Source organism: Rathayibacter sp. VKM Ac-2927 (assembly GCF_022815525.1).
GTDB classification, from domain to species: Bacteria; Actinomycetota; Actinomycetes; order Actinomycetales; family Microbacteriaceae; genus Rathayibacter; species Rathayibacter festucae.
Genome location: NZ_JALGRT010000002.1, coordinates 39,833 through 62,178 on the forward strand (window position 1 = coordinate 39,833; position 22,346 = coordinate 62,178).

Genomic DNA, 22,346 nt, shown 5'->3' on the forward strand with positions numbered 1-22,346 from the left:
GTCCCGCGAGCCGGACCTCCGCGCACCCCCGCGTCCCCCCGAGAGGGGTTCCGCCCCGCGGGAGACGTAAGGTGTGCTCACACGCGCCCGCGGACGGGCGGGCCCCGCATCGCAGCGGCACCCGCGTCCCTGCGACGAAGCGCCGCCCGATCACAGGAAGCCACGGTGCCCGATGCCGGAAGACAAGCCCGCGCCGCGGGCCCCGAGCATCTACGACGTCGCCCGGGCCGCCGGAGTGTCGCACCAGACCGTCTCCCGCGTGCTCAACGACCACCCGAGCCTGCGCGCCGAGACCAAGAAGCGCGTGCTCGGCGTGATGGCCGAGCTCGACTACCGGCCCAATCTCGCCGCCCGCGCCCTGGTCACCAGCCGCACCCGCACCATCGGGGTGCTCTCCTCGCAGAGCCTGCAGTTCGGCCCCGCGTCGAGCATCCAGGCCATCGAGGTCGCCGCCCGCGACGCCGGCTACCTCGTCGTCACGGCCAACGTCGATGGCACCGACGGCGACTCCATCCAGGCCGGGATCCGGCACCTGCTCAACCAGGCGGTCGAGGGTCTCGTGGTCATCGCCCCGCAGATCCGCGTCTTCGACATCCTCTCCGGCGTCGCTCTGCGGATCCCGAACGTCACCCTGCAGACCACCGACGCCGAGCGCGGCGACGCGCTCTACGTCGACCAGATGGCCGGCGCGCGGATGGCGACCGCGCACCTGATCGAGCTCGGCCACACCGAGATCGTGCACCTCTCCGGTCCGCAGGACTGGATCGAGGCCGAGGCCAGGATGCGCGGCTACCTCGTCGAGCTCGGCGACCGCAACCTGCCGCTGCGCCCGCCGATCCTCGGCGACTGGAGCGCCGAGCGCGGCCACCACGTCGGCCTCGAGCTCAGCCGCCTCCTCGACGTCACCGCGGTCTTCGCCGCCAACGACCAGATGGCGCTCGGCGTGATGAGCGCGTTCCACGAGCGCGGGATCCGCGTCCCCGAGGACGTCAGCGTCATCGGCTTCGACGACATCCCCGAGGCCGCCTACTACTGGCCGCCGCTGACGAGCGTGCGGCAGGACTTCGCCGAGCTCGGCCGACGCTGCGTGGCCACGCTGTTGAGCCTGATCGAGGGCGAGCGCCCCGAGGCGTCTCCGCCGATCGACCCGCAGCTGATGGTCCGCGGCTCCACCGCCGTTCCCCGGTCGCTCGCGGCCGTCGTGCGCGCGGCGCACCGATGATCCGCGCCGTTATCGAGTCGAGACATCCGTGGTGGCACGATTGCCGCCAGCGGGTCTAGCATCACTCCATGTGATCGCTCACATGAGCGTCCCGCCGCCGCTGGCACCCCGCGGCAGCCCAGCACCCGCTGCATTCAATGACGAAGGAATCACAGTGACCACAATGAAGCGCGCTCTCATCGCCGGCCTCGCCGGCGGCGCGATGATCCTCTCCCTCGCGGCCTGCTCGAGCGGCTCCGGCGACTCGGGCTCCGGCTCGGGCGACGGCGGCCTCGTCGGCGTCGCGATGCCGACCAAGTCCTCCGAGCGCTGGATCGCCGACGGCAACAACGTCAAGTCGCAGCTCGAGGACGCCGGCTACCAGGTCGACCTGCAGTACGCCGAGGACGACATCCCCACCCAGGTCTCGCAGCTCGAGAACATGATCACCAAGGGCGCCAAGGCCCTGATCGTCGCCTCGATCGACGGCACCACCCTCACCAGCGTGCTGGAGGAGGCCAAGGCCAACGACATCCCCGTCATCGCCTACGACCGCCTCATCCGCGACTCGCCGAACGTCGACTACTACGCCACGTTCGACAACTACAAGGTCGGCGTCCAGCAGGCCACCTCGCTCCTCGCGGGCCTCGGCCTGACCGACCTCGAGGGCACCGCCGCGGCGAGCGCCCCGGCCGGCCCCTTCAACATCGAGCTCTTCGCCGGCAGCCCCGACGACAACAACGCCACGTTCTTCTTCAACGGCGCGATGGACACCCTCAAGCCGTTCATCGACGCGGGCACCCTCGTCGTGAAGTCGGGCGAGACCGAGTTCAACACCGTCGCCACGCTGCGCTGGGACCCCGAGGTCGCCCAGAGCCGCATGGAGGACATCATCACCAAGACGTACTCCGACGGCTCGAAGATCCAGGGCGTCCTCTCGCCCTACGACGGCCTCAGCCGCGGCATCATCTCCGCGCTGACGGACGCCGGCTACACCGTGGGCACCGACTTCCCGATCATCACCGGTCAGGACGCCGAGCTCGACTCGGTCAAGGCGATCATCTCGGGTGAGCAGTACGCGACCATCTACAAGGACACCCGCGAGCTCGCCAAGGAGGCCGTCTCCATGGCCCAGGCCGTCCTCGAGGGCACCGAGCCCGAGGTCAACGACACCGAGACCTACGACAACGGCGAGAAGGTCATCCCCTCCTTCCTGCTCGAGCCGGTCATCGTCACCAAGGACCAGATCCAGTCGGTCCTCGTCGACGGCGGCTACTACACCGACGCGGAAGTCAACGGCTAAGCCTCACTTCCACTGACGACAGCACGACCCCGGGAGGGCGCCCATCGGGCGCCCTCCCCCACTACGAAGGAAGGGAGGCACGCGTGACCACGAACATCCTCGAGATGCGCGGCATCACCAAGACGTTCCCGGGCGTGAAGGCGCTCCAGGACGTCACGCTGAACGCCGAGCGCGGCGAAGTCCACGCGATCTGCGGAGAGAACGGCGCCGGCAAGTCGACGCTGATGAAGGTGCTGTCGGGCGTGTACCCGCACGGCACGTACGAGGGCGACATCGTCTTCGAGGACGAGGTGATGCAGTTCGCCAGCATCCGCGACTCGGAGGCGAAGGGCATCGTCATCATCCACCAGGAGCTGGCTCTCAGCCCCTACCTCTCCATCGCGGAGAACATCTTCCTCGGCAACGAGGTCCGCGGCTTCGCCGGTCTGATCGACTGGAACAAGACCAACCAGGAGGCGGCCTCGCTGCTCGCCCGGGTCGGCCTGAAGGAGAACCCCACCACCAAGATCCAGGACATCGGAGTCGGCAAGCAGCAGCTCGTCGAGATCGCCAAGGCGCTCTCCAAGCGGGTCAAGCTGCTCATCCTCGACGAGCCCACCGCGGCGCTCAACGACGAGGACTCCGACCACCTGCTCGACCTGATCCTGCACCTCAAGGAGCAGGGCATCACCTCGCTGATCATCAGCCACAAGCTCAACGAGATCAAGAAGATCGCCGACACCGTCACGGTCATCCGCGACGGCAAGACGATCGAGACGATCGCGCACGACGACGTGACCGAGGACCGGATCATCAAGGACATGGTCGGCCGCGACCTCGACCACCGCTACCCGGACCACACGCCGCACATCGGCGAGGAGATCCTCCGCGTCGTCGACTGGACCGCGCACCACCCGCAGGACCCGACCCGCGTCATGGTCGACAAGGTGAACCTCACCGTGCACCGCGGCGAGATCGTCGGCATCGCGGGCCTGATGGGCGCCGGCCGCACCGAGTTCGCGATGAGCCTCTTCGGCCGCTCCTACGGCAGCCGCATCTCCGGCCAGGTCTTCAAGGCCGGCAAGGAGATCAGGATGCGCAACGTGTCGGAGGCGATCGCCCACGGCCTCGCCTACGCCACCGAGGACCGCAAGCACTACGGCCTCAACCTGATCGACGACATCAAGCGGAACATCTCGCTCGCGTCGCTGCCCAAGGTGTCCAGCGCCGGACTCGTCGACGACAACCGCGAGTTCGAGGTCGCCAACGAGTACCGCGGCAGCATGAACATCAAGTCGCCGACCGTGCTCGCCAAGACCGGGAAGCTCTCCGGCGGCAACCAGCAGAAGGTCGTCCTCTCGAAGTGGATCTACTCCGACCCGGACGTCCTGATCCTCGACGAGCCCACCCGCGGCATCGACGTGGGTGCGAAGTACGAGATCTACACCATCATCAACAAGCTCGCGGCGGAGGGTAAGGGGATCATCGTCATCTCCTCCGAGCTGCCCGAGCTGCTCGGCATCTGCGACCGCGTCTACGCGCTGTCGGAGGGCCGCATCACGGGCGAGCTGCCCATCGCCGAGGCCACGCCCGAGGCCGTCCTCACCCTCATGACCCAGGAGAAGCAACGATGACCGATCTGCAGAACACCCCGCCGACGGCGGCGGGAGCGCAGGTGAACCCCACCGAGAACGCGTTCACCAAGCGCCTCAGCCACGTGCTGGGCGACCTGGGCAAGAACGGCATCTTCATCGCCCTGATCGTGGTGGTGCTGCTGTTCCAGATCATGACCAACGGGATCCTCCTGCGTCCGCAGAACATCTCGAACCTGATCGTCCAGAACGGCTACATCCTCATCCTCGCCATCGGCATGGTGATGGTCATCGTGGCCGGGCACATCGACCTCTCGGTCGGCTCGATCGCCGCGTTCGTCGGCGCCATGTCCGGTGTCTTCGCCGTCAACATGGGCCTGCCGTGGTTCGTCTCGATCGTGCTCTCGCTGCTCATCGGAGCTCTGGTGGGCGCCTGGCAGGGCTTCTGGATCGCGTTCGTGGGGATACCCGCGTTCATCGTGACCCTGGCGGGCATGCTGATCTTCCGCGGCCTGGCGCTCGTCGTCCTCGGCAACGCGAACATCGGCTCCTTCCCGATCGAGTACCGCGCCCTGGGCAACGGCTTCCTCACCGACCTGTTCGGCGAGACCACCGGTCTCGACCCGCTGTCGCTCGGCGTCGGCGCGCTCGCGATCGTCGCGTTCACCGTCCAGTCGGTGCGCACCCGCCGCGGCCGCCAGAAGTACAACCAGGGCGTCGAGCCCGGCGCCTGGTTCGTCACCAAGCTCGTCCTCATCGCCGTCGTCGTCGCCGCGTTCGCCTTCGCGCTCTCGTCGTTCAAGGGCATCCCGGTGACCCTGATCGTCCTGGCCGTCCTCGTCCTCGTCTACGGCGTCGTGATGAACCGCTCGGTCTTCGGCCGCCACGTCTACGCCATCGGCGGCAACCTGCACGCCGCGGAGCTCTCGGGCATCAAGACGCGCAACGTCACCTTCTGGCTGTTCGTCAACATGGGCGTCCTCGCTGCGCTGGCCGGCCTCGTCTTCACCGCCCGCCTCAACCTGGCGGGCCCGAAGGCCGGCGACGGCTTCGAGCTCGAGGCCATCTCGGCCGCGTTCATCGGCGGCGCTGCCGTCCAGGGCGGCGTCGGCACCATCGGCGGCGCGATCCTCGGTGGTCTGATCATCGGCGTCCTGAACAACGGCATGTCGATCATGGGCATCGGCATCGAGTGGCAGCAGGCGGTCAAGGGCCTCGTGCTCCTGCTCGCGGTCGCCTTCGACGTCTACAACAAGCGCCGCTCCGGCGGACGCTAGCCGCTCCGGTCGTGGCCGACTGGTCGCGGTTCCTGCCGCTCAGCTCCGGAGCCTCGGTCGACGAGTCGGGGGTCAGCAACGACTGGCGCCCGCTCGTCGCGGATCGGCTCGACCGGCTCGCCGTCCTGGCCGCCTCCCCCTCCTTCGCGGAGGGCGGGGCGGCCAGTGCCGTCTCCACCCCTCTTCTCGGCGCCCTCGTCGTGCGGCTCTCCAGCAGTACGACGCAGCGGCTCGCCTCCCGCCTCGGCGCTCGCGAGGCCGCCGATCCTCCCGCCCCGGCAGCGCTGCCGGCGGCGCTCACCGCCCTCGCCACCGCCCGCCGCGCCGGTCGCGGCCCCACCGGCGTCGCCGAGCTGGTCGAAGCGGTCCGCGTCGAGCTCGCCCTCGCCCCCGAGACCGTGCTCCCCGAGAAGGTGAGCGGCGCCGTGGCGCTGGACCGCTCGCTCCGCGCCCCGCTCGCCATCCGCGCGGCGGCCCGCGGCAGCTCCCTCGTGCCGACCGACGCCTCCTGGTCGCTCGGCTCCGGCCCCGCCGTCCGCGCCCCGGCCGGCGAGATCCTGCGCTTCCTGCTCGACCTCGGGCCGTTCCCCACCTCGGCCGGCTGAGAGGCGCGTCTCGCGCCACAGGGAACGACGGGCGCGATCCGGGTCGACAGCGGATGTGACAATGTTTCACATCCTCTGTTCACCCTCACGTCAAGGAGCGCCATGACCCCGCGACACAGTTCCCGCAGACCCACCTCCGGCCGCCGTCACACCGCACGGGCCCTCGACATGACGGTCTCGGCAGCGCTGTCCCTCGTCCTCCTCGGCGGCGCCGCGACCGCCGCGCACGCCGATGAGCCGTCGCCGGGGACGGCGACCGTCACCGCGCACACTGCGACCCCGTCGCCCGCGACCGTCCCGGTCCAGCACCCCGGCGTCAGCGCACGCCTCGTCGGCACCCTCGACAAGAAGGACGGCGAACCCGCCAGCACAAGCACCACGGCCACCTGGCGCATCGAGGCCACCAACACCGGCGACGTCACCCTCAAGGACTTGAACGGCAGCCACACCGACCTCGCTCCCGGCGAGACCACCACCCACCTGTTCTGGCAGACCAAGCTCACCCAGGAAGAGATCGACGCCGGTACCGCCACCTTCACCGCTGGCCTCTCCGCCACCACCCCCGACGGCGCCCCCTACACCTCACCCACCCTCCACGGCACCCTCACCCTCCCCGTCGAGCACCCCGGCGTCAGCGCACACCTCGTCGGCACCCTCGACAAGAAGGACGGCGAACCCGCCAGCACAAGCACCACGGTCACCTGGCGCATCGAGGCCACCAACACCGGCGACGTCACCCTCAAGGACTTGAACGGCAGCCACACCGACCTCGCTCCCGGCGAGACCACCACCCACCTGTTCTGGCAGACCAAGCTCACCCAGGAAGAGATCGACGCCGGTACCGCCACCTTCACCGCTGGCCTCTCCGCCACCACCCCCGACGGCGCCCCCTACACCTCACCCACCCTCCACGGCACCCTCACCCTCCCCGTCGAGCACCCCGGCGTCAGCGCACACCTTGTCGGCACCCTCGACAAGAAGGACGGCGAACCCGCCACCACCAGCACCACGGTCACCTGGCGCATCGAGGCCACCAACACCGGCGACGTCACCCTCAAGGACTTGAACGGCAGCCACACCGACCTCGCTCCCGGCGAGACCACCACCCACCTGTTCTGGCAGACCAAGCTCACCCAGGAAGAGATCGACGCCGGTACCGCCACCTTCACCGCTGGCCTCTCCGCCACCACCCCCGACGGCGCCCCCTACACCTCACCCACCCTCCACGGCACCCTCACCCTCCCGGTCCAGCACCCCGGCATCGACGGGCACTTCACCGGCGTCCTCGACACCAAGGACGGCGAACCCGTCACCGCCGGCACCTGGATCACCTGGACCGCCGAGCTCGCCAACACCGGTGACGTCGAGCTGAGCACCATCGACGGCATCGACGTCGACCTCGCCCCCGGCGAGACCACCGACCACTTCTCCTGGAGGAGCCGGGTCACCCAGGCCGACCTCGACGCCGGCACCGTCAGCTTCAGTAAGACCTACGACGCCACCACCGTCGCCGGCACCCGCTACACCTCCGGTGCCGTCACCGGCACGCTGGCCCTGCCCGCTCCCGCCGAGCGCCCCAGGCTCTCCGGCGAGTTCGAGGGGCACCTCGAACTCAAGAACGGCGAAGCCGTCAAGGTGGGCACCCGGATCACCTGGATCGCCTACCCCGTGAACACCGGCGACGTCGAACTCAAGTACATCAACGACACCACCATGGCCCTCACCCCCGGCCAGCCCGCTCCCTACTACCAGGTCCGAGCCCAGGTCACCCAGGCCGACCTCGACGCCGGGAGCATCACCTTCAGCCGCACCTTCTCCGGCACCACGCCCCTCGGCACCCGCTACTCCACCCCCTTCTCCGGCACCCTCACCCTGCCGACGGGACCGGCAGCGGGCTGACACGAGCCCTGGAGCCGAGGGCCGCTGACGACGAGACCGTTCGGCGGCAGCGGCCCCGCCTCGGCCGGGAGCACGCCTGCGTAGCATCGGAGGATGACGCGCTCACTGCCGAGAAGCTCCCCCTCCGCCCACGCCCTCGACGCCGGTGGCGTCCTCGATCTGCTCGACGCGATCGAGGCCGCCCCCGGCGTCGAGCTGCACGGCCTGATGGTCGTGCACGCCGGCGCCGTGGTCGCCGAGGGCTGGTGGGCGCCGTACTCGGCCGAGCGGCTGCACCTGCTCTACTCGCTCAGCAAGAGCTTCACCGCCGCGGCGGTCGGCCTCGCGGTGGGCGAGGGGCTGGTCGATCTCGACGCGACCGTCCTCTCCTTCTTCCCGGAGCTGGAGTCCGAGATTACGGATCCGCGGTCGCGGGCGATCCGCGTCCGCGACGTCCTCGCGATGGCGAGCGGTCACTCCGCCGAGACCATCGATCGGGCGCGCGAGCTCGATCCCGTCGACATGGTGCGCGGCTTCCTGCTGCTGCCGCCGGAGCAGGAGCCGGGCAGCGTCTTCGCCTACAACCAGCCCTGCACCTTCGCCGCCGCGGCGATCGTGCAGCGCGTGAGCGGCCTGCCACTGACCGAGTACCTCCGTCCGCGGCTGCTCGACCCGCTCGGGATCGGCGATGTCGCCTGGATCCGCGACGCCTCCGACCGCGAGATCGGCTTCAGCGGGCTGCACACCACGACGGAGGCGGCCGCCGCGCTCGGGCAGCTCTACCTGCAGGAGGGGCACTGGGACGAGACCGCGGTCCTCTCACCGGAGTGGGTCGCCGAGGCGTCGACCGCCCACGTCACCACTCCCCCGGCTGACAGCCCGGACTGGGAGCAGGGCTACGGCTTCCAATTCTGGCGCTCGCTGCACGGCTACCGGGCCGACGGCGCCTACGGCCAGTTCAGCCTGATCCTGCCCGAGCACGACCTCGTCGTCGCGATCACCGGGCAGAGCACCGACACCGGCGCACTCCTCGCCGCGGTCTGGGAGCATCTGCTGCCCGCGGTCGGCCGAGGCTCGACGGCCGACGCCGACGCCCGGCTGCTCGAGCGCCTCGGCTCGCTCGGGCTCGCGCCGCTCCCCGCGCTGCCCGCGGCTCCCGAGCCCGGGCGCTTCTCCGCCGCGCCCGGGTCGGCGATCCGCTCGCTGACCGCGCTGGAGATCGCGGGCGACGCCGCCGGCTGGACGCTCGCGCTGATCGAGGGCGAGGAGCGGCTGCTACTGGCCCCCGGCTCCGGCGAGTGGACCGTCACCGACGCGTTCGCGGCGAGCGCCGGCCCCGGCGACAGCGGGGCCATCCTGGTCGACGTGCTCTTCCTCGAGACACCGCACCGCCTGCACCTCGCGCTCGACCCCACCGCCGGCACCTTCACGTCGCGCTGGAAGACGGAGCCGCTGCACGAAGGCCCGCTCGCGCAGCTGCGCGCCCCTAGCTCCCTGCTGGTCGAGTAGCCCCGCAGGGGCGTATCGAGACCCACCATCCTCAGTAGGCCGGGCCTGCAGACCTGACTCCGAACGGTGGTGGATCTCGACACGCCCGCTCCGCGGCCTACTCGATCAGCATGGACTGCCCACCGCGCGACCGGCGGACCCCGAGACGCGCCCGCGTGCCGGTCGAGCAGCCCCGCAGGGGCGTCCCGAGACCCACGTCCACCGGCGGAGCAGCGCGGACCCCTCGCTTAATGTTGACGTCGCCATGTACGGTCGAGAAGCGGTGTTTGCGTGAACATCGGTCCGGCGTGCAAAGGAGCACAGCATGAGTCCTCGACAGCGATCCGTGGCGGCGGGAGTGGCGGCCCTCCTCGCGGCCGTCCTCCTCGGAGCGGGAGCGTCCCCCGCGGCGGCCGCCCCCTCCGGCGTCATCACCGACCCGGACGACGGCGTCCCGCGGACGAGTCCGCCGCCCGTCTACACCGACTACCCCGCGATCCAGGACCCGGGCCGGGCCGCCGCCGACTACTTCCAGCCCTCTTGGTACGACACCGACGGGCGGCACATCCAGGCGCACGGCGGCCAGATCGTCACCACGCAGGAGAACGGCCAGGAGGTGCAGTACTGGTACGGCGAGGACCGCACCAAGGGCTACTGGAGCAGCCCCGGCGTCGCCGTCTACCGCTCGACCGACGGCCACAACTGGGAGAACAAGGGCGTCGCGCTGCGCAGCGTCGCCGCTCCCGACGATCTGAAGTCCCCCTACTTCGACGCCCTCTACGACACCGTCGACGACGCCGGCCAGCCCCGCGCCGACCGCATCGCCGAGCTCGACTACCACCTCGACACCACCCAGGCCTCGCCGAACACCGCGATCTTCGAGCGACCGAAGGTGCTCTTCAACGAGAAGACCGGCAAGTGGGTCATGTGGTGGCACTCCGACGGCCGGATCACCCCCGGCGGCAGCACCTACGCCCGGTCGATGGCGGGAGTCGCGACCTCCGACAGCCCGACCGGCCCCTTCACGATGCAGGGCGTCTACCGCCTCTACAACCGCTCGGACTACCAGGCCTGCACCACCTCGGCGGTCCCCGGCCAGGCGCGCGACATGACCGTCTTCCAGGACGAGGACGGCACCGCGTACATCTCCTACTCCTCCGAGGAGAACTACTCCCTCTACATCGCGAAGCTCGACGCGGACTACACGAACGTCGAGCGCACGACCACGACGGACACCCTCGACGCCGGCCAGTACTCGGCCGACGGCACCTACCCCTACGTCTTCGCCGACGGGAAGGCCGGAGCGCCCGTCCGCGGCACCGACTTCCAGATCGTGAAGGAGTGCGGCCACCTCGAGGCGCCCGCCATCTTCGCGAACGGCGGGAAGTACTACACGATCGCCTCCGGAGCGACCGGCTGGGCGCCCAACCCGCAGACCTACTACACGGCCGACTCGATCCTCGGCTCGTGGATCCGCGGAGTGGAGAAGGGCGACGTCAACGAGAACGTCGCCTACAACGCGATCCCCGAGGGCGGCGACGGGCTCCTCTCCGTCGGCGATACCCGGAAGACCACCTTCGGCTCGCAGTCGACCAACGTGCTCACCCTCGCGCCCGGGAAGTACGTCTACATGGGCGACCGCTGGGCCGACGGCGAGTCGAACTCGAACTACGTCTGGCTGCCGATGACCATCGGCGAGAACGGCCGGCTCGAGATGCGGAACCCGGCCGTCGAGGACCCGGCGCGCTGGGCCGCGGGCTGGAACGAGTCCTACTGGGACGACAAGGGCGTCGGAGCCGGCACCTGGTCGGTCGTCGACGACCGCCTCCCCGACGCGGTGCGCCGGAACGCCGACGTCGCCGCTGTCCTGCCCGCCACGGTCTCGGTGGCGACCGACACCGCCACCCGCGACGTCGCCGTCACCTGGGCGCCGACCGGCCCCGCGCTCCTCGGCACGCTGACGGTGACGGGCACGCTCGCCGCCGACTCCGAGTTCGCGCGCGGCCGCACCTTCACCCGCACCATCGAGGTCGCGGAGCCCGGGATCGCCAACCTCGCGCCCGGCGCCTCACTGACGGTCTCGAGCCGCACCGACCTCGCGCCGACGCTGATCGACGGGAACGTGAAGGCGAAGGGCTGGGACGACTGGACCGGCACCGGCTACCCCCGCGACAGCCGGCTCGCCTTCTCCTGGAGCAGCCCGCAGAACCTCGACTCGGTGACGGTGCACGCCTTCAAGGACGGCGCGACGGCCACCTGGCCCTCGCGCATCGAGGTCGAGTACCAGGTGAACGGCGCCTGGACCACGAGCACCGTCGCCGCGACCCTCTCGCAGGCCGCGACCGACGCCGCACCGACGGTCGCGCTCGACCTGTCCTCGCTGCCGGACACCACCGGCCTCCGCCTGCACCTGACGAGCGCCGCGAACACCTGGCAGTCGATCGCCGAGGTGCAGATCTGGGGCACCGCGCCGCCGGTGAACGTCTGCCGGGTGAAGGGCGCCGCCGTCTCGGCGTCCTTCAGCCAGACGAAGTGGGCGACCCTGCCCGCCGGCAACGCCTGCGACGGGAACGTCGCGACGGCGTGGTCGACCTGGACCGACCAGGCGTTCGCCGGCAGTGCGGACTTCACGCTGACCAACACCGAGGCGCACCGCGTCGCCGGGCTGTCGTTCACGAACACCGAGGGCACGCTCGCCTCGGTGAGCATCGCCTACCGCGGCACCGACGGCGTCTGGCGCCCGACGTCCGCGCAGAACGTCGCTCCGGCGGCGAACGGCGCGCTGACGACGATCCCCTTCACCGCGGTCGACGCCACGGGGCTGAAGCTCAGCTTCTCGACGCCGAACTCGTACCTGAAGATCACCGAGATCGTGGTGCCCGAGGCGGCCGCTCCCGCTCTGAAGGTCCCGGCCGTCGTGTCCTCGCGCTGCATCGCCGGCAAGGCCGTGCTGTCGGTGACGGCCACCAACGGCGAGACCGCGCCGATCGGCGTCACCGTCTCGTCCGCATACGGGCAGAAGGCCTTCGCGAGCGTCGCGGCCGGCGCGAACGCCGCGCACAGCTGGACCACCCGCCAGGCGTCGATGCCGGCCGGCGAGGTCACCGTCACCGCGACGTCCGGCCCGTCCACCCTCGAGCAGAAGGTGAGCTACCCGGCCCGCACCTGCTGACCCGGCCCCTCCATCCTGGTCGAGTAGCCGCGCAGCGGCCCCGTCCATGCTGGTCGAGTAGCCGCGCAGCGGCGTCTCTGCATGCTGGTCGAGTAGCCCCGCAGGGGCGTATCGAGACCCACCGCCGTCAGCAGGCCAGGTCTGCAGACTCGGCCTGCTGGCCCGCGTGGATCTCGATACGCCCGCTGCGCGGGCTACTCGATCAGCATGGAGCGCAGCCCTCGCCTGCCGAACCGCAGCCCCTCCTCTGCATGCTGGTCGAGTAGCCGCGGCACGCGGCGTATCGAGACCCACCCACCCACTGCACCCGGAAGCGGGGTCTCCCCCGCCCGCCCGCCACTGATAGGAATCTCAGGCCGGTGCATCGCCGCGTCCGGCAGAACGGGAACCTCAGTGATCCGCACCACCCGCGCCGTCCTCGCGACCGCGGTCCCCACCGCCGCCCTCGCGCTCAGCCTGGTCTTCGCCTCGGCGGCTGTCGCTCCGGAGGCGGTCACCGCGCCGGAGACCACGGACACCGCCGTCCCCGTCCCCGTCGCCTCCGCGTCCGCCTCGCCGACGACGCTGCCCTGGCCGTCCTCCGCCACGCGCAGCGGTCGCGGCTCCGTCACGGACGCGACGACCGCCTGCTGCGCGGTCCCCCCGCGGACCAGCACCCCCGCCGCCGTCGAGTCGCCGACTGACGACTCCACGGACGGCACGCCCTCCGAGAGCGACTCCCCCGACGGAGCCTCGCCCACCGCGACTCCCGCGCCCGAGTCTCCGGATCGCGTCCCCGAGCAACAGGACGCCGGCGGCGTCGACGTGGGCGTCAGCATCGACCCGCCGAACACCCCCGGCGCCCTGTCGATGACCGTCGCCGGATCGGCGTCCACTCTGGTCGAGTCCGGCTCCACCGCGGTGCGCCGGCAGTTCCTCGGCGCCCTGCCCACCGTCACGGTCGCGGACACCCGCGGCTCCGCGGCGGGCCCGGCCGTCTCCGGCTGGTACGTGCTCGGCTCCGCGAGCGACTTCACCAGGGCGAGCGGCGGCTCGATCGGCGCCGCGCACCTCGGCTGGACCCCGGAGCTCACCGGCCCCGGCGGTGCGGTCTTCGCGGGCCCCCGCGTCGCAGGTGTCCTCGACGGCGGCTCGGGCGTGCACGACGCGGTGCTCCTCAGTGCCGCCGACGACTCCCCCGCGGGATCGGGATCCTGGTCCGCCACCGCGGACCTGCTCCTCGCCACCGAGCCGACCGTCGCCGCCGGCTCCTACCGCTCGACGCTCACCCTCTCGCTCTTCGAGTGAGCCGGGGCTTGCGCTCCGCGTCCAGCACCGCGCAGGACGGCGCGCCCTCAGTCCTGCGCGACCGCGACCGTGACGACGAGCGCCGAGTGCACCACCGGCTCCGAGACGGCGAGGTAGCCCTCGGAGCCCTCGATCCACGCCTCCGTCGCCCCCTCGCGAGTGCGGAAGAGGACCGGATCGCCGCCGCTCGACGCCCCGCGGCCGTCGGCCTTCCTCACGGCGCGGGTCCGCAGCTCCTGCAGCACCTGCTCCGCGCTCGCGCTCCCCGAGGCGATCCGCTCGCGCACCGCGCGGCTCCGGGCGGCGGCGATGCCGATCTCGCGACCGGTGGCGAGCGCGGCCACGACCGCGCCGTCGCAGTGGGCGATGCTGATCCGCATCCGCTCGAGCGCCGGGTGGTCGCCGCCCAGCACCGGGCGGCCGTGCGGTCCGCTGCACTGCCCGCAGCGCGCGTCGACGCGGACGTCGAGCGGATCGATCCCGAGCGTCTCGGCGGCGAGCTCGCGGACCAGCACCCGGCCGAGGAGGAAGCCGTCGCGCACCTCGCGGCGGCCGGTCGCCTCGTAGCGCAGGCGCTCGGCGAGGGTGAGCAGCCGGAGCATTCGGTGCCGGGCGGAGTCGAGCACCTCGGGGCGCGCCCAGCGCAGCTGGACGTCGTCGGTGGCGAGGAGGGGGAGACCGGTCATGCGCCGCACGGTACGCCGCGCAGGCGACATCGGCGTGACGGTCCGGTGACCGGGCGGCGTCCGGGCGGACACAGCCCGGGACCATCCGCGTCGTCTTGGATGGGGCGGGTGCAGACCTTCCTCCCCGTCCCTGACCTCCGCGCGAGCGCCCGGGCCCTCGACAGCAAGCGGCTCGGGAAGCAGCGGATCGAGACGCTGCAGATCATGCGCGCGCTCACCGTGCCCGGCTACGGCTGGCAGCACCACCCCGCGGTGCGGATGTGGCGCGGCTACCGGCCGGCGGTGATGGCCTACCAGCGCGAGACCTGCGACGCCTGGACCGACCGCGGCTACGCCGACACCTGCCTCGAGAAGACCGAGGCGGCCCTGGCGCTCGACCTCGAGGACGCCGCGCGCTACCGGGCCGGCGAGATCGAGCTGCCGCCCTGGTTCGGCCGCGACGACGTGCACCTCTCGCACCGCTCGAAGCTGGTGGAGAAGGACCCGGAGCACTACGCGCCGCTCTTCCCGGACACCCTGCCCGGGCTCGACTACGTCTGGCCGGTCACCGGCTGACGTCCGCGGTCGGAGCACCGATCCGGGCGTTCGCACGGGCTCCGGTGACGCTCCGCACCGTCGTCCCCCGCGCACAGGCCCTTTTCAGGCCCCGGACCGGCCCTTCGTCATTCCGGGGTCTCGGGTTAGTCTGTCGGGGTTGACCCGGCGCAGATGGGCGTCCGGGGCGTCGGCGGCGGCCGTCGCGATGATCGGGGGTGACCCGAAGGAGAAGGTTTGGCGTCCGACAGCAGGACAACCGGTGGCGTGATCAAGGCGGTCGTGGGCTTCCTCGGCATGAGTGTCGTGGCAGGAGTCCTCGTGACCGCCACCGTCACTCCTGCCGTGGCGATCGCCGGCGTCGCCGCGAACCAGTCCATCGGAGTGTTCGACGGTCTCCCCGAGTACCTCGAGGTCGACAAGCTCTCCGAGAAGAGCAACATCTACGCGACCCGCGCCGACGGGTCCCCGCAGCTGCTCGCCTCCTTCTACGTCGAGAACCGCATCGAGGTCCCGCTGGACCAGATCTCGCAGTTCGCCAAGGACGCCGCCGTCTCCGGCGAGGACCCCCGCTTCTACGAGCACGGCGGAGTCGACCTCCCCGGCACCCTGCGCGCCGTCGCGCAGACCTACGTCCTCGGCAACGACACCCAGGGCGGCTCCTCCATCACGCAGCAGTACGTGAAGAACGTGCTGGTCGAGAAGGCCGTCCGCAACATCACCGACGAGGCCGAGCGCGCCGCCGCCATCGACGCCGCGACGCGCACCTCCCCCGAGCGCAAGCTCCGTGAGATGAAGCTCGCGATCGGCCTCGAGAAGGAGTACTCGAAGGACCAGATCCTCCAGGGCTACCTGAACATCGCGTTCTTCGGCGGCACCACCTACGGCATCGAGACCGCCGCCAACTACTACTACAACACCACCGCCGCGAACCTCACCGTCGCCCAGGCCGCCAGCCTCATCGCGATCGTGAACAACCCGGCCGTGCTCCGCCTCGACCAGCCGGACAACCCCGACAACGGCGCCGCGAACGGCTACCTGCGCAACAAGGACCGCCGCGACTACATTATCGGCAAGATGCTGGAGGAGGGGAAGATCTCGCAGGAGGATCACGACGCCGCCATCGCGTCGCCGATCGAGCCGCAGATCACCGAGCCGAGCACCGGTTGCTCCACCGCCGGCGACGCGGGCTACTTCTGCGACTACGTCACCAACATCCTCAAGAACGACCCGGTGTTCGGCGACGACGAGGACACCCGCTGGACGAACTTCCGCCGCGGTGGCCTCGACGTCTACACGACGCTCGACGTCGACCTGCAGAACGCGGCCGTCGCCGCCGTCAACGCGCAGGTCCCGCAGACCTGGAACTTCGACGTCGGAGCGGTCTCCGTCAGCGTCGAGGTCGGCTCCGGCCGCGTCCTCGCGATGACGCAGAACAAGAAGTACTCGCAGGACCCGGACGTGCTCGCGGCCGACCCCTCCTACAGCGCCATCAACCTCAGCACCGATCAGGCCTACGGCGGTTCCTCGGGCATCCAGCCCGGCTCCACCTACAAGCTCTTCACCCTGGTGGAGTGGCTGAAAGAGGGGCACAGCATCAACGAGTCCGTGGACGGGACGCGGAAGGCGATCTGGGGCAGCTTCGAGGACTCGTGCGCACCCGGCGGCACCAACTACGCAGGCTCGACCAGCGCCAAGAACGACGAGGGCGGTAACGGCCAGGTCGGCACCGCCGTCGACTTCACCAAGACCTCGCTCAACACGGGCTTCGTCGGCATGGCCCGCGAGCTCGACCTGTGCGCCATCCGCAACACGGCGGCGGACATGGGCGTGAAGCGGGGCAACGGCGAGGAGCTCGAGCACAACCCGTCGTCCGTGCTCGGGACCAACTACGTGTCCCCGCTCTCGATGGCCGGCGCCTTCGCCACCATCGCGTCCGGCGGATCGACCTGCGACTCGATCGCGATCGACAAGATCGTCGACGCGACCGGAGCCGAGCAGCCCGTCCCTGCAGCGAACTGCCGCCAGTCGATCGACCGCAACGTCGCCGCGACGGCGGCGATCGCCCTGCAGTCGACGTTCTCCGGCGGCGGTACGGCCGTCCAGTCGCGGACCGGCGACGGAATTCCGCTGATCGGCAAGACCGGCACCACCGATGACGCGATGGCCACCTGGATGACCGGTGCCAGCACCCGCGTCGCGACCGCGGTCGGCGTCTTCAACATCAAGGGCGACGCGAACCTCCGCCTCGGCCGCTTCTCGTTCGACTCCGGCTCCGCGGCGACGGCTCGCCACCGCATCTGGCCGGTCGTGATGCGCGCCGCCGATGCTCGCTACGGCGGCACGGCCTTCCCCGAGGCAGACGGCTCCCTGCAGGTCGTGCCGCGCGTCAACGTCCCCGACGTGACCGGCCTGTCGGTCGGCGATGCCCGGGCGAAGCTCGAGTCGGCCGGTTTCAGCGTGAGCGAGGGCGCCGCCGAGGCGAACTCCGCCGCGTCGGGCACCGTCGTCCGCCAGAGCCCCTCCGGCACCGCGACCCGCGGCACCACGGTGACGATCATCCCGAGCTCGGGCCCGGCGCCCGCCCCCGCCCCGACCGCGGAACCCGCCCCTCCGGCGGCCCCTGCGGCCGGTCAGCAGACGGTGCCGAACGTCGTCGGCCAGGACCTCGAGACCGCCAAGGCCGCGTTCGCCTCGGCCGGCTTCTCGAAGATCACCCTGTCCTGCACCGAGAACGGCAACGCCCCCGACGCCGGCCAGGTCACCGGCCAGGACCCCGCGGGCGGCACCGGCGTCTCCCCCGACGCCACCCTCCGCGTCGCCATCACCGCGAAGAAGTGCCCGTAGCCCCCACCCCCGGCACGTGAAACCGCCTCCGGCTCGCAGAACCCCCCGGTTCCCGCGAGCCGGAGCCGTTTCCGCGTGCCCGACCTCGCGCCTCCTGCTGGTCATTGCAAATTCGGCTTCTGACACCAGCGGATCTCGATACGCCCGCTGCGCGGGCTACTCGATCAGCAGGGGACGCGCCGCGGCCTCCCTCATGCTGGTCGAGTAGCCCCGCAGGGGCGTATCGAGACCCACCGCCGTCAGCAGGGCGGGTCTGCAGACTCAGCTTCTGACGCTGGTCGATCTCGAGCCACCCGCTGCGCGGGCTACTCGATCAGCAGAGGAGGGGGCGTCAGCCGCGGCCGCGCAGCGCGCCGACGATGGCGACCGTCGCGTAGTGCACGATCAGCGCCGCGATCCCGAAGCAGGCCAGGCCGCCGCTCGCCTCCGACCAGGGGCGGTGCGCGTCGGTCATGCTGCCGGGCATCACGATGTCGAGGGCGAAGAAGCCGACCGCGAGCCCGAAGCAGACGAAGCTGATGACCAGGAGCGCGCGGACCGCCTTGCCGACCGGGTCGTAGTAGCGCGGGTTCGTCATCGTGCCTCCGGTTCTCGTCCCTCGTGTCTACCCACCCGCGCCACCCCCCGCAACCACTCGACAGCCGCCCCCGCACCGCCCCCGGACGCACGAAACCCCGGCCTCCCCCTCCGCGAGATGCCACTTGTGCACGCGACACGCCGTGAAAAGAGTGCACAAGTGGTATCTCGCGGGAGGGACGCCGGGGGCGTCCGCTCACCAGACGGTGCGGGGTCAGGCTGCCAGGGGGAGGGTCGCCTTCGAGGTCACGACGAGGTCGTCGGCGACGGCGTCGACGCGGACGGCGCCGCCGTCGGTCACGTCGCCGGAGACGAACAGGTCGGCGATGCGGTCGTCGACCCAGCGCTGCACCAGGCGGCGGAGCGGCCGTGCGCCGTACTGCGGCTCGTAGCCGTGCTCGGCGAGCCAGTCGACCGCGGCCTCGGTGACCTCGAGCGAGACGTCGCGCGAGGCGAGGCGCGCACGGCTGGCCTCGAGCACCAGCCCGACGATCTCACGCAGCTGCGCGCGGCCGAGCCGGCGGAACAGCACGATCTCGTCGATCCGGTTGAGGAACTCGGGTCGCATCGCCTCGCGGAGCCGGCCCATCACGCGGTCGTGCAGGTCCTTCTCCGAGGCGAAGCCCTCGGCCGACTCGTCGCTCTGCGCGACGAAGCCGAGCGCACCGGAGCGCGAGGCGAGGAACTCCGACCCCAGGTTCGAGGTCATGATGATCACCGTGTTCCGGAAGTCGACCGTGCGGCCCTGACCGTCCGTCAGGCGTCCGTCGTCGAGCACCTGCAGCAGCAGGTTGAAGACGTCCGGGTGGGCCTTCTCGATCTCGTCGAAGAGCACGACCGAGTACGGGTTCCGGCGCACGCGCTCGGTCAGCTGACCGGCCTCGTCGTAGCCGACGTACCCGGGAGGGGAGCCGACCAGCCGCGAGACGGTGTGCCGCTCGCCGAACTCGCTCATGTCGAAGCGGATCACCGACTGCTCGTCGGCGAAGAGCGAGCCCGCGAGGGTGCGGGCCAGCTCCGTCTTGCCGACACCGGTCGGGCCGAGGAAGAGGAACGAGCCGACGGGCCGCGAGGAGTCGCCCATCCCGGTCCGGCTGCGACGGACGGCGCGGGCGACCGCGGCGACCGCGGCGTCCTGGCCGATGACGCGCCGGTGCAGCTCGGTCTCGAGCTGCGCGAGCCGGTCGCGCTCCCCCTCGGTCAGCCGCGACACCGGGATGCCGGTGGCACGGGCGACGACCGCGGCGATCTCGGCCTCGCCGACGACCGCCTCCTGCGAGACGGCTCCGTCGGCGGTCGCCGCGTCGAGCGACGCCTGGACCGCGGTGATCTCGTCGCGCAGGCGCGACGCCTCCTCGTAGTGCTCGGCCGAGACGGCCGCGTTCTTGTCGCCCTCGAGGGTGGCGAGCCGCGCGAGCAGCGCGTCGGTGTCGACCCCCGCGCCGAGCTTCAGGCGGAGGCGCGCGCCGGCCTGGTCGATCAGGTCGATCGCCTTGTCGGGCAGCACCCGGTCGGGCAGGTAGCGGGCGGAGAGCTCGACGGAGGCGCGCAGGGCGTCGTCGGTGAAGGCGACGCGGTGGTGCTCCTCGTAGGCGCCGCGGAGTCCGTGCAGGATCGCCACGGCGTCCTCGATGCTCGGCTCGCCGATGCGCACCGGCTGGAACCGGCGCTCGAGGGCAGGGTCCTTCTCGATGGTGCGGTACTCCCTGAGCGTGGTCGCACCGATCAGGTGCAGCTCGCCGCGGGCCAGCCGGGGCTTGAGGATGTTCCCCGCGTCCATGCCGCCCTCGCCCGCGCCACCGGCGCCGACGACGGTGTGCACCTCGTCGATGAAGACGATCAGCTCGCCCGAGTGGGCCGCGATCTCGTCCATCGTCGTGGTGAGGCGCTCCTCGAAGTCGCCGCGGTAGCGGGTGCCCGCGAGCATGGCGGGCAGGTCGAGCGAGACGACGCGCTTGTCGCGCAGCTGCTCCGGGACCTCGCCGGCCACGACCGCGCGGGCCAGGCCCTCGACGACCGCGGTCTTGCCGACGCCGGCCTCGCCGACGAGCACCGGGTTGTTCTTGGTGCGGCGGCTGAGGATCTCGACGGCCTGCTCGATCTCGTCCGAGCGGCCGATCACCGGGTCGAGCCGGCCCTCGCGGGCGAGCTCGGTGAGGTCGGTGCCGAACTTGTCGAGCATCGGGGTCTCGGACGCGGGTGCGCCCTGCTCGGGGACGGTCTGCTCGCCGGCGACGGTCTCGCGCAGACCCTGGGTGAGCGCCTCCGCGGTGACACCGGCACGGGCGAGGACCTGCCCGGCGGGCGCGTCCTGGCCGAGCACGAGCGCGAAGAAGAGGTGCTCGGGGTCGATGTAGGTCGAGCCGCTGGAGCGGGCGACCTGGTAGGAGTGGAAGAGCGCGCGCTGGGCGCTCGGGGTGATGGTCGCCGCGTTCTGCGAGGCCGGGGCCTCGCTCGCCTGCGGCAGGCGCGCCTCCGTGGCGGTCGCGATGGCGCCGGGGTCGACGCCGATGCGGCGGACCGCCTGCGACACGGCCTCGTCGTCGACGAGGACCCGCAGCACGTGCAGGGCGTCAAGCTCGGTCTGGCCGCGCTCGAGGGCGAAGCGCCCTGCGGACTGCAGGATGCTCTGGGTGCGTGCGCTGAGGAAGCGGCTGAGGTCGATGGACCGCGCCGCGCGGGCGCGCTCACCGTCGAGGTAGCGGGCGAGGAAGTCGTCGAACGAGCTCGCTCCGGCCTCGTTGAAGTTGTCGGGCACCAGTCCTCCTGAAAGAGTTGAGTCACTTGCACTCAAGTTCAACGCAGGGGGCCCTCCCCTATTCCCGCCAGCGAGATGCCACTTGTGCACGCCTTCTGCGGCGTGTCGCGTGCACAAGTGGCATCTCGCGGAGGGGGCAGACGAAGAGGAGGCACGGACCCTGTCCGGTCCGTGCCTCCCTGTGCGCCGACGCGCGTTTCTCCGGGGTGGGAGCTCTAGGGGACGATGTGGCCCGCGGCGCGGAACAGCTCGTACCACTCCGGACGCGTGAGCGGCAGGTCGGAGCCGAGGGCTGCATCGCGCACGCGCTGCTCGTTCGTCGTGCCGAGGACGACCTGCATCTTCGCCGGGTGGCGGGTGATCCAGGCGGTCGCGACGGCGAGGGGCGGGACGTCGTACTGGGCGGCGAGGCGGTCGAGGACCGCGTTCAGCTCGCCGTACTCGGGGTTGTCGAGGAAGACGCCGGTGAAGAAGCCGCTCTGGAACGGCGACCAGGCCTGCACCGTGATGTCGTTGAGGCGGCAGTAGTCGAGGATGCCCGCGTCGCGCATCACCGACTGGTCCTCGGCGATCATGTTCGAGGCCACGCCCTGCGCGATCATCGGCGAGTGCGTGATCGAGAGCTGCAGCTGGTTCGCGACGATCGGCTGGTTCAGCGACTTCTTGAGCAGCTCGATCTGGTACGGCGTCTGGTTGGAGACGCCGAAGTGCTTGACCTGGCCGGCGGCGTGCAGCTCGTCGAAGGCGCGGGCGACCTCGTCGGGCTCGACCAGCGCGTCGGGACGGTGCAGCAGGAGCACGTCGATGTAGTCGGTGCGCAGCGCCTTCAGCGAGCCCTCGACCGACTGCATCAGGTGCTCGTAGGAGAAGTCGAAGTACGGGCCGTCGCCGACGATGCCTGCCTTGGTCTGCAGGACGACCTGCTCGCGCTCGGACGGAGTGAGCGCCAGCGCCTCGGCGAAGCGCTCCTCGCAGCGGTGCAGCTCGCCGCCGTAGACGTCGGCGTGATCGAAGAAGTCGATGCCGGAGTCACGGGCGGTGCGGACGAGGTCGCGGATGGCGTCGTCGGTCATGTCGGGGATGCGCATGAGGCCGAGGACGACGTTCGGGGAGTCGAGGCCGGAGGCGCCGAGGGGGACGTGCTTCAAGGGAGTGCTCCTTCG

Annotated in this window: 15 protein-coding genes; 11 read left to right on the forward strand and 4 right to left on the reverse strand. The window is 71.0% G+C overall.

What is annotated here, in order from left to right:
- The first annotated feature begins 172 nt into the window (after positions 1 to 172).
- The 9 genes from MT353_RS05455 to MT353_RS05495 all read left to right on the forward strand — a co-directional run bounded on the left by MT353_RS05455 (position 173) and on the right by MT353_RS05495 (position 13,782).
- Positions 173 to 1,222, forward strand: a complete 1,050-nt coding sequence (locus MT353_RS05455; RefSeq protein WP_123705241.1) for a LacI family DNA-binding transcriptional regulator — start codon at positions 173 to 175, stop codon at positions 1,220 to 1,222.
- A gap of 163 nt (positions 1,223 to 1,385) precedes the next feature.
- On the forward strand, positions 1,386 to 2,504 hold the full coding sequence (chvE, locus tag MT353_RS05460; RefSeq protein WP_243624215.1) for a multiple monosaccharide ABC transporter substrate-binding protein: 1,119 nt from the start codon (positions 1,386 to 1,388) through the stop codon (positions 2,502 to 2,504).
- Positions 2,505 to 2,587: 83 nt separating this feature from the next.
- Positions 2,588 to 4,117 (forward strand): multiple monosaccharide ABC transporter ATP-binding protein, encoded by a 1,530-nt coding sequence (mmsA, locus tag MT353_RS05465; RefSeq protein ID WP_123447755.1) that lies wholly within the window; start codon positions 2,588 to 2,590, stop codon positions 4,115 to 4,117.
- The gene (mmsB, locus tag MT353_RS05470) at positions 4,114 to 5,352 is read left to right on the forward strand and encodes a multiple monosaccharide ABC transporter permease (RefSeq protein WP_123447756.1); all 1,239 of its coding nucleotides are present in this window, start codon (positions 4,114 to 4,116) and stop codon (positions 5,350 to 5,352) included. The genes mmsA and mmsB overlap by 4 nt, the downstream gene beginning before the upstream one ends.
- Before the next feature lie 11 nt (positions 5,353 to 5,363).
- Positions 5,364 to 5,957 carry a hypothetical protein gene (locus MT353_RS05475; protein WP_243598406.1) on the forward strand — a complete coding sequence of 198 codons (594 nt, stop codon included), beginning with the start codon at positions 5,364 to 5,366 and terminating at the stop codon, positions 5,955 to 5,957.
- Positions 5,958 to 6,059: 102 nt separating this feature from the next.
- Positions 6,060 to 7,856 (forward strand): hypothetical protein, encoded by a 1,797-nt coding sequence (locus MT353_RS05480; protein WP_243623799.1) that lies wholly within the window; start codon positions 6,060 to 6,062, stop codon positions 7,854 to 7,856.
- A gap of 93 nt (positions 7,857 to 7,949) precedes the next feature.
- On the forward strand, positions 7,950 to 9,344 hold the full coding sequence (locus tag MT353_RS05485) for a serine hydrolase (protein WP_243623800.1): 1,395 nt from the start codon (positions 7,950 to 7,952) through the stop codon (positions 9,342 to 9,344).
- A gap of 304 nt (positions 9,345 to 9,648) precedes the next feature.
- The gene (locus tag MT353_RS05490; RefSeq protein ID WP_243623801.1) at positions 9,649 to 12,495 is read left to right on the forward strand and encodes a glycoside hydrolase family 43 protein; all 2,847 of its coding nucleotides are present in this window, start codon (positions 9,649 to 9,651) and stop codon (positions 12,493 to 12,495) included.
- Between the two features lie 393 nt (positions 12,496 to 12,888).
- Complete coding sequence (locus tag MT353_RS05495; RefSeq protein WP_243623802.1) at positions 12,889 to 13,782, forward strand: hypothetical protein; 894 nt, start codon at positions 12,889 to 12,891, stop codon at positions 13,780 to 13,782.
- A gap of 47 nt (positions 13,783 to 13,829) precedes the next feature.
- On the opposite strand, the gene MT353_RS05500 is transcribed toward MT353_RS05495, so the two are convergent.
- Positions 13,830 to 14,468: a 4'-phosphopantetheinyl transferase superfamily protein gene (locus tag MT353_RS05500; RefSeq protein WP_243623803.1), complete on the reverse strand. Its 639-nt coding sequence runs from the start codon at positions 14,466 to 14,468 to the stop codon at positions 13,830 to 13,832.
- A 99-nt stretch (positions 14,469 to 14,567) separates the two neighbouring features.
- On the opposite strand from MT353_RS05500, the gene MT353_RS05505 reads away from it, so the two are divergent.
- A complete protein-coding gene (locus tag MT353_RS05505) occupies positions 14,568 to 15,023 on the forward strand; it encodes an MSMEG_6728 family protein (protein ID WP_243623804.1) in 456 nt (151 codons plus the stop codon).
- Between the two features lie 216 nt (positions 15,024 to 15,239).
- Positions 15,240 to 17,849 carry a transglycosylase domain-containing protein gene (locus tag MT353_RS05510; RefSeq protein WP_243623805.1) on the forward strand — a complete coding sequence of 870 codons (2,610 nt, stop codon included), beginning with the start codon at positions 15,240 to 15,242 and terminating at the stop codon, positions 17,847 to 17,849.
- Between the two features lie 331 nt (positions 17,850 to 18,180).
- On the opposite strand, the gene MT353_RS05515 is transcribed toward MT353_RS05510, so the two are convergent.
- The 3 genes from MT353_RS05515 to MT353_RS05525 all read right to left on the reverse strand — a co-directional run bounded on the left by MT353_RS05515 (position 18,181) and on the right by MT353_RS05525 (position 22,331).
- Positions 18,181 to 18,426: a hypothetical protein gene (locus MT353_RS05515; protein WP_123447765.1), complete on the reverse strand. Its 246-nt coding sequence runs from the start codon at positions 18,424 to 18,426 to the stop codon at positions 18,181 to 18,183.
- Between the two features lie 213 nt (positions 18,427 to 18,639).
- Positions 18,640 to 21,183: an ATP-dependent Clp protease ATP-binding subunit gene (locus MT353_RS05520; RefSeq protein WP_243623806.1), complete on the reverse strand. Its 2,544-nt coding sequence runs from the start codon at positions 21,181 to 21,183 to the stop codon at positions 18,640 to 18,642.
- Between the two features lie 215 nt (positions 21,184 to 21,398).
- Positions 21,399 to 22,331 carry an aldo/keto reductase gene (locus tag MT353_RS05525; RefSeq protein WP_279400574.1) on the reverse strand — a complete coding sequence of 311 codons (933 nt, stop codon included), beginning with the start codon at positions 22,329 to 22,331 and terminating at the stop codon, positions 21,399 to 21,401.
- Positions 22,332 to 22,346: the final 15 nt, after the last annotated feature.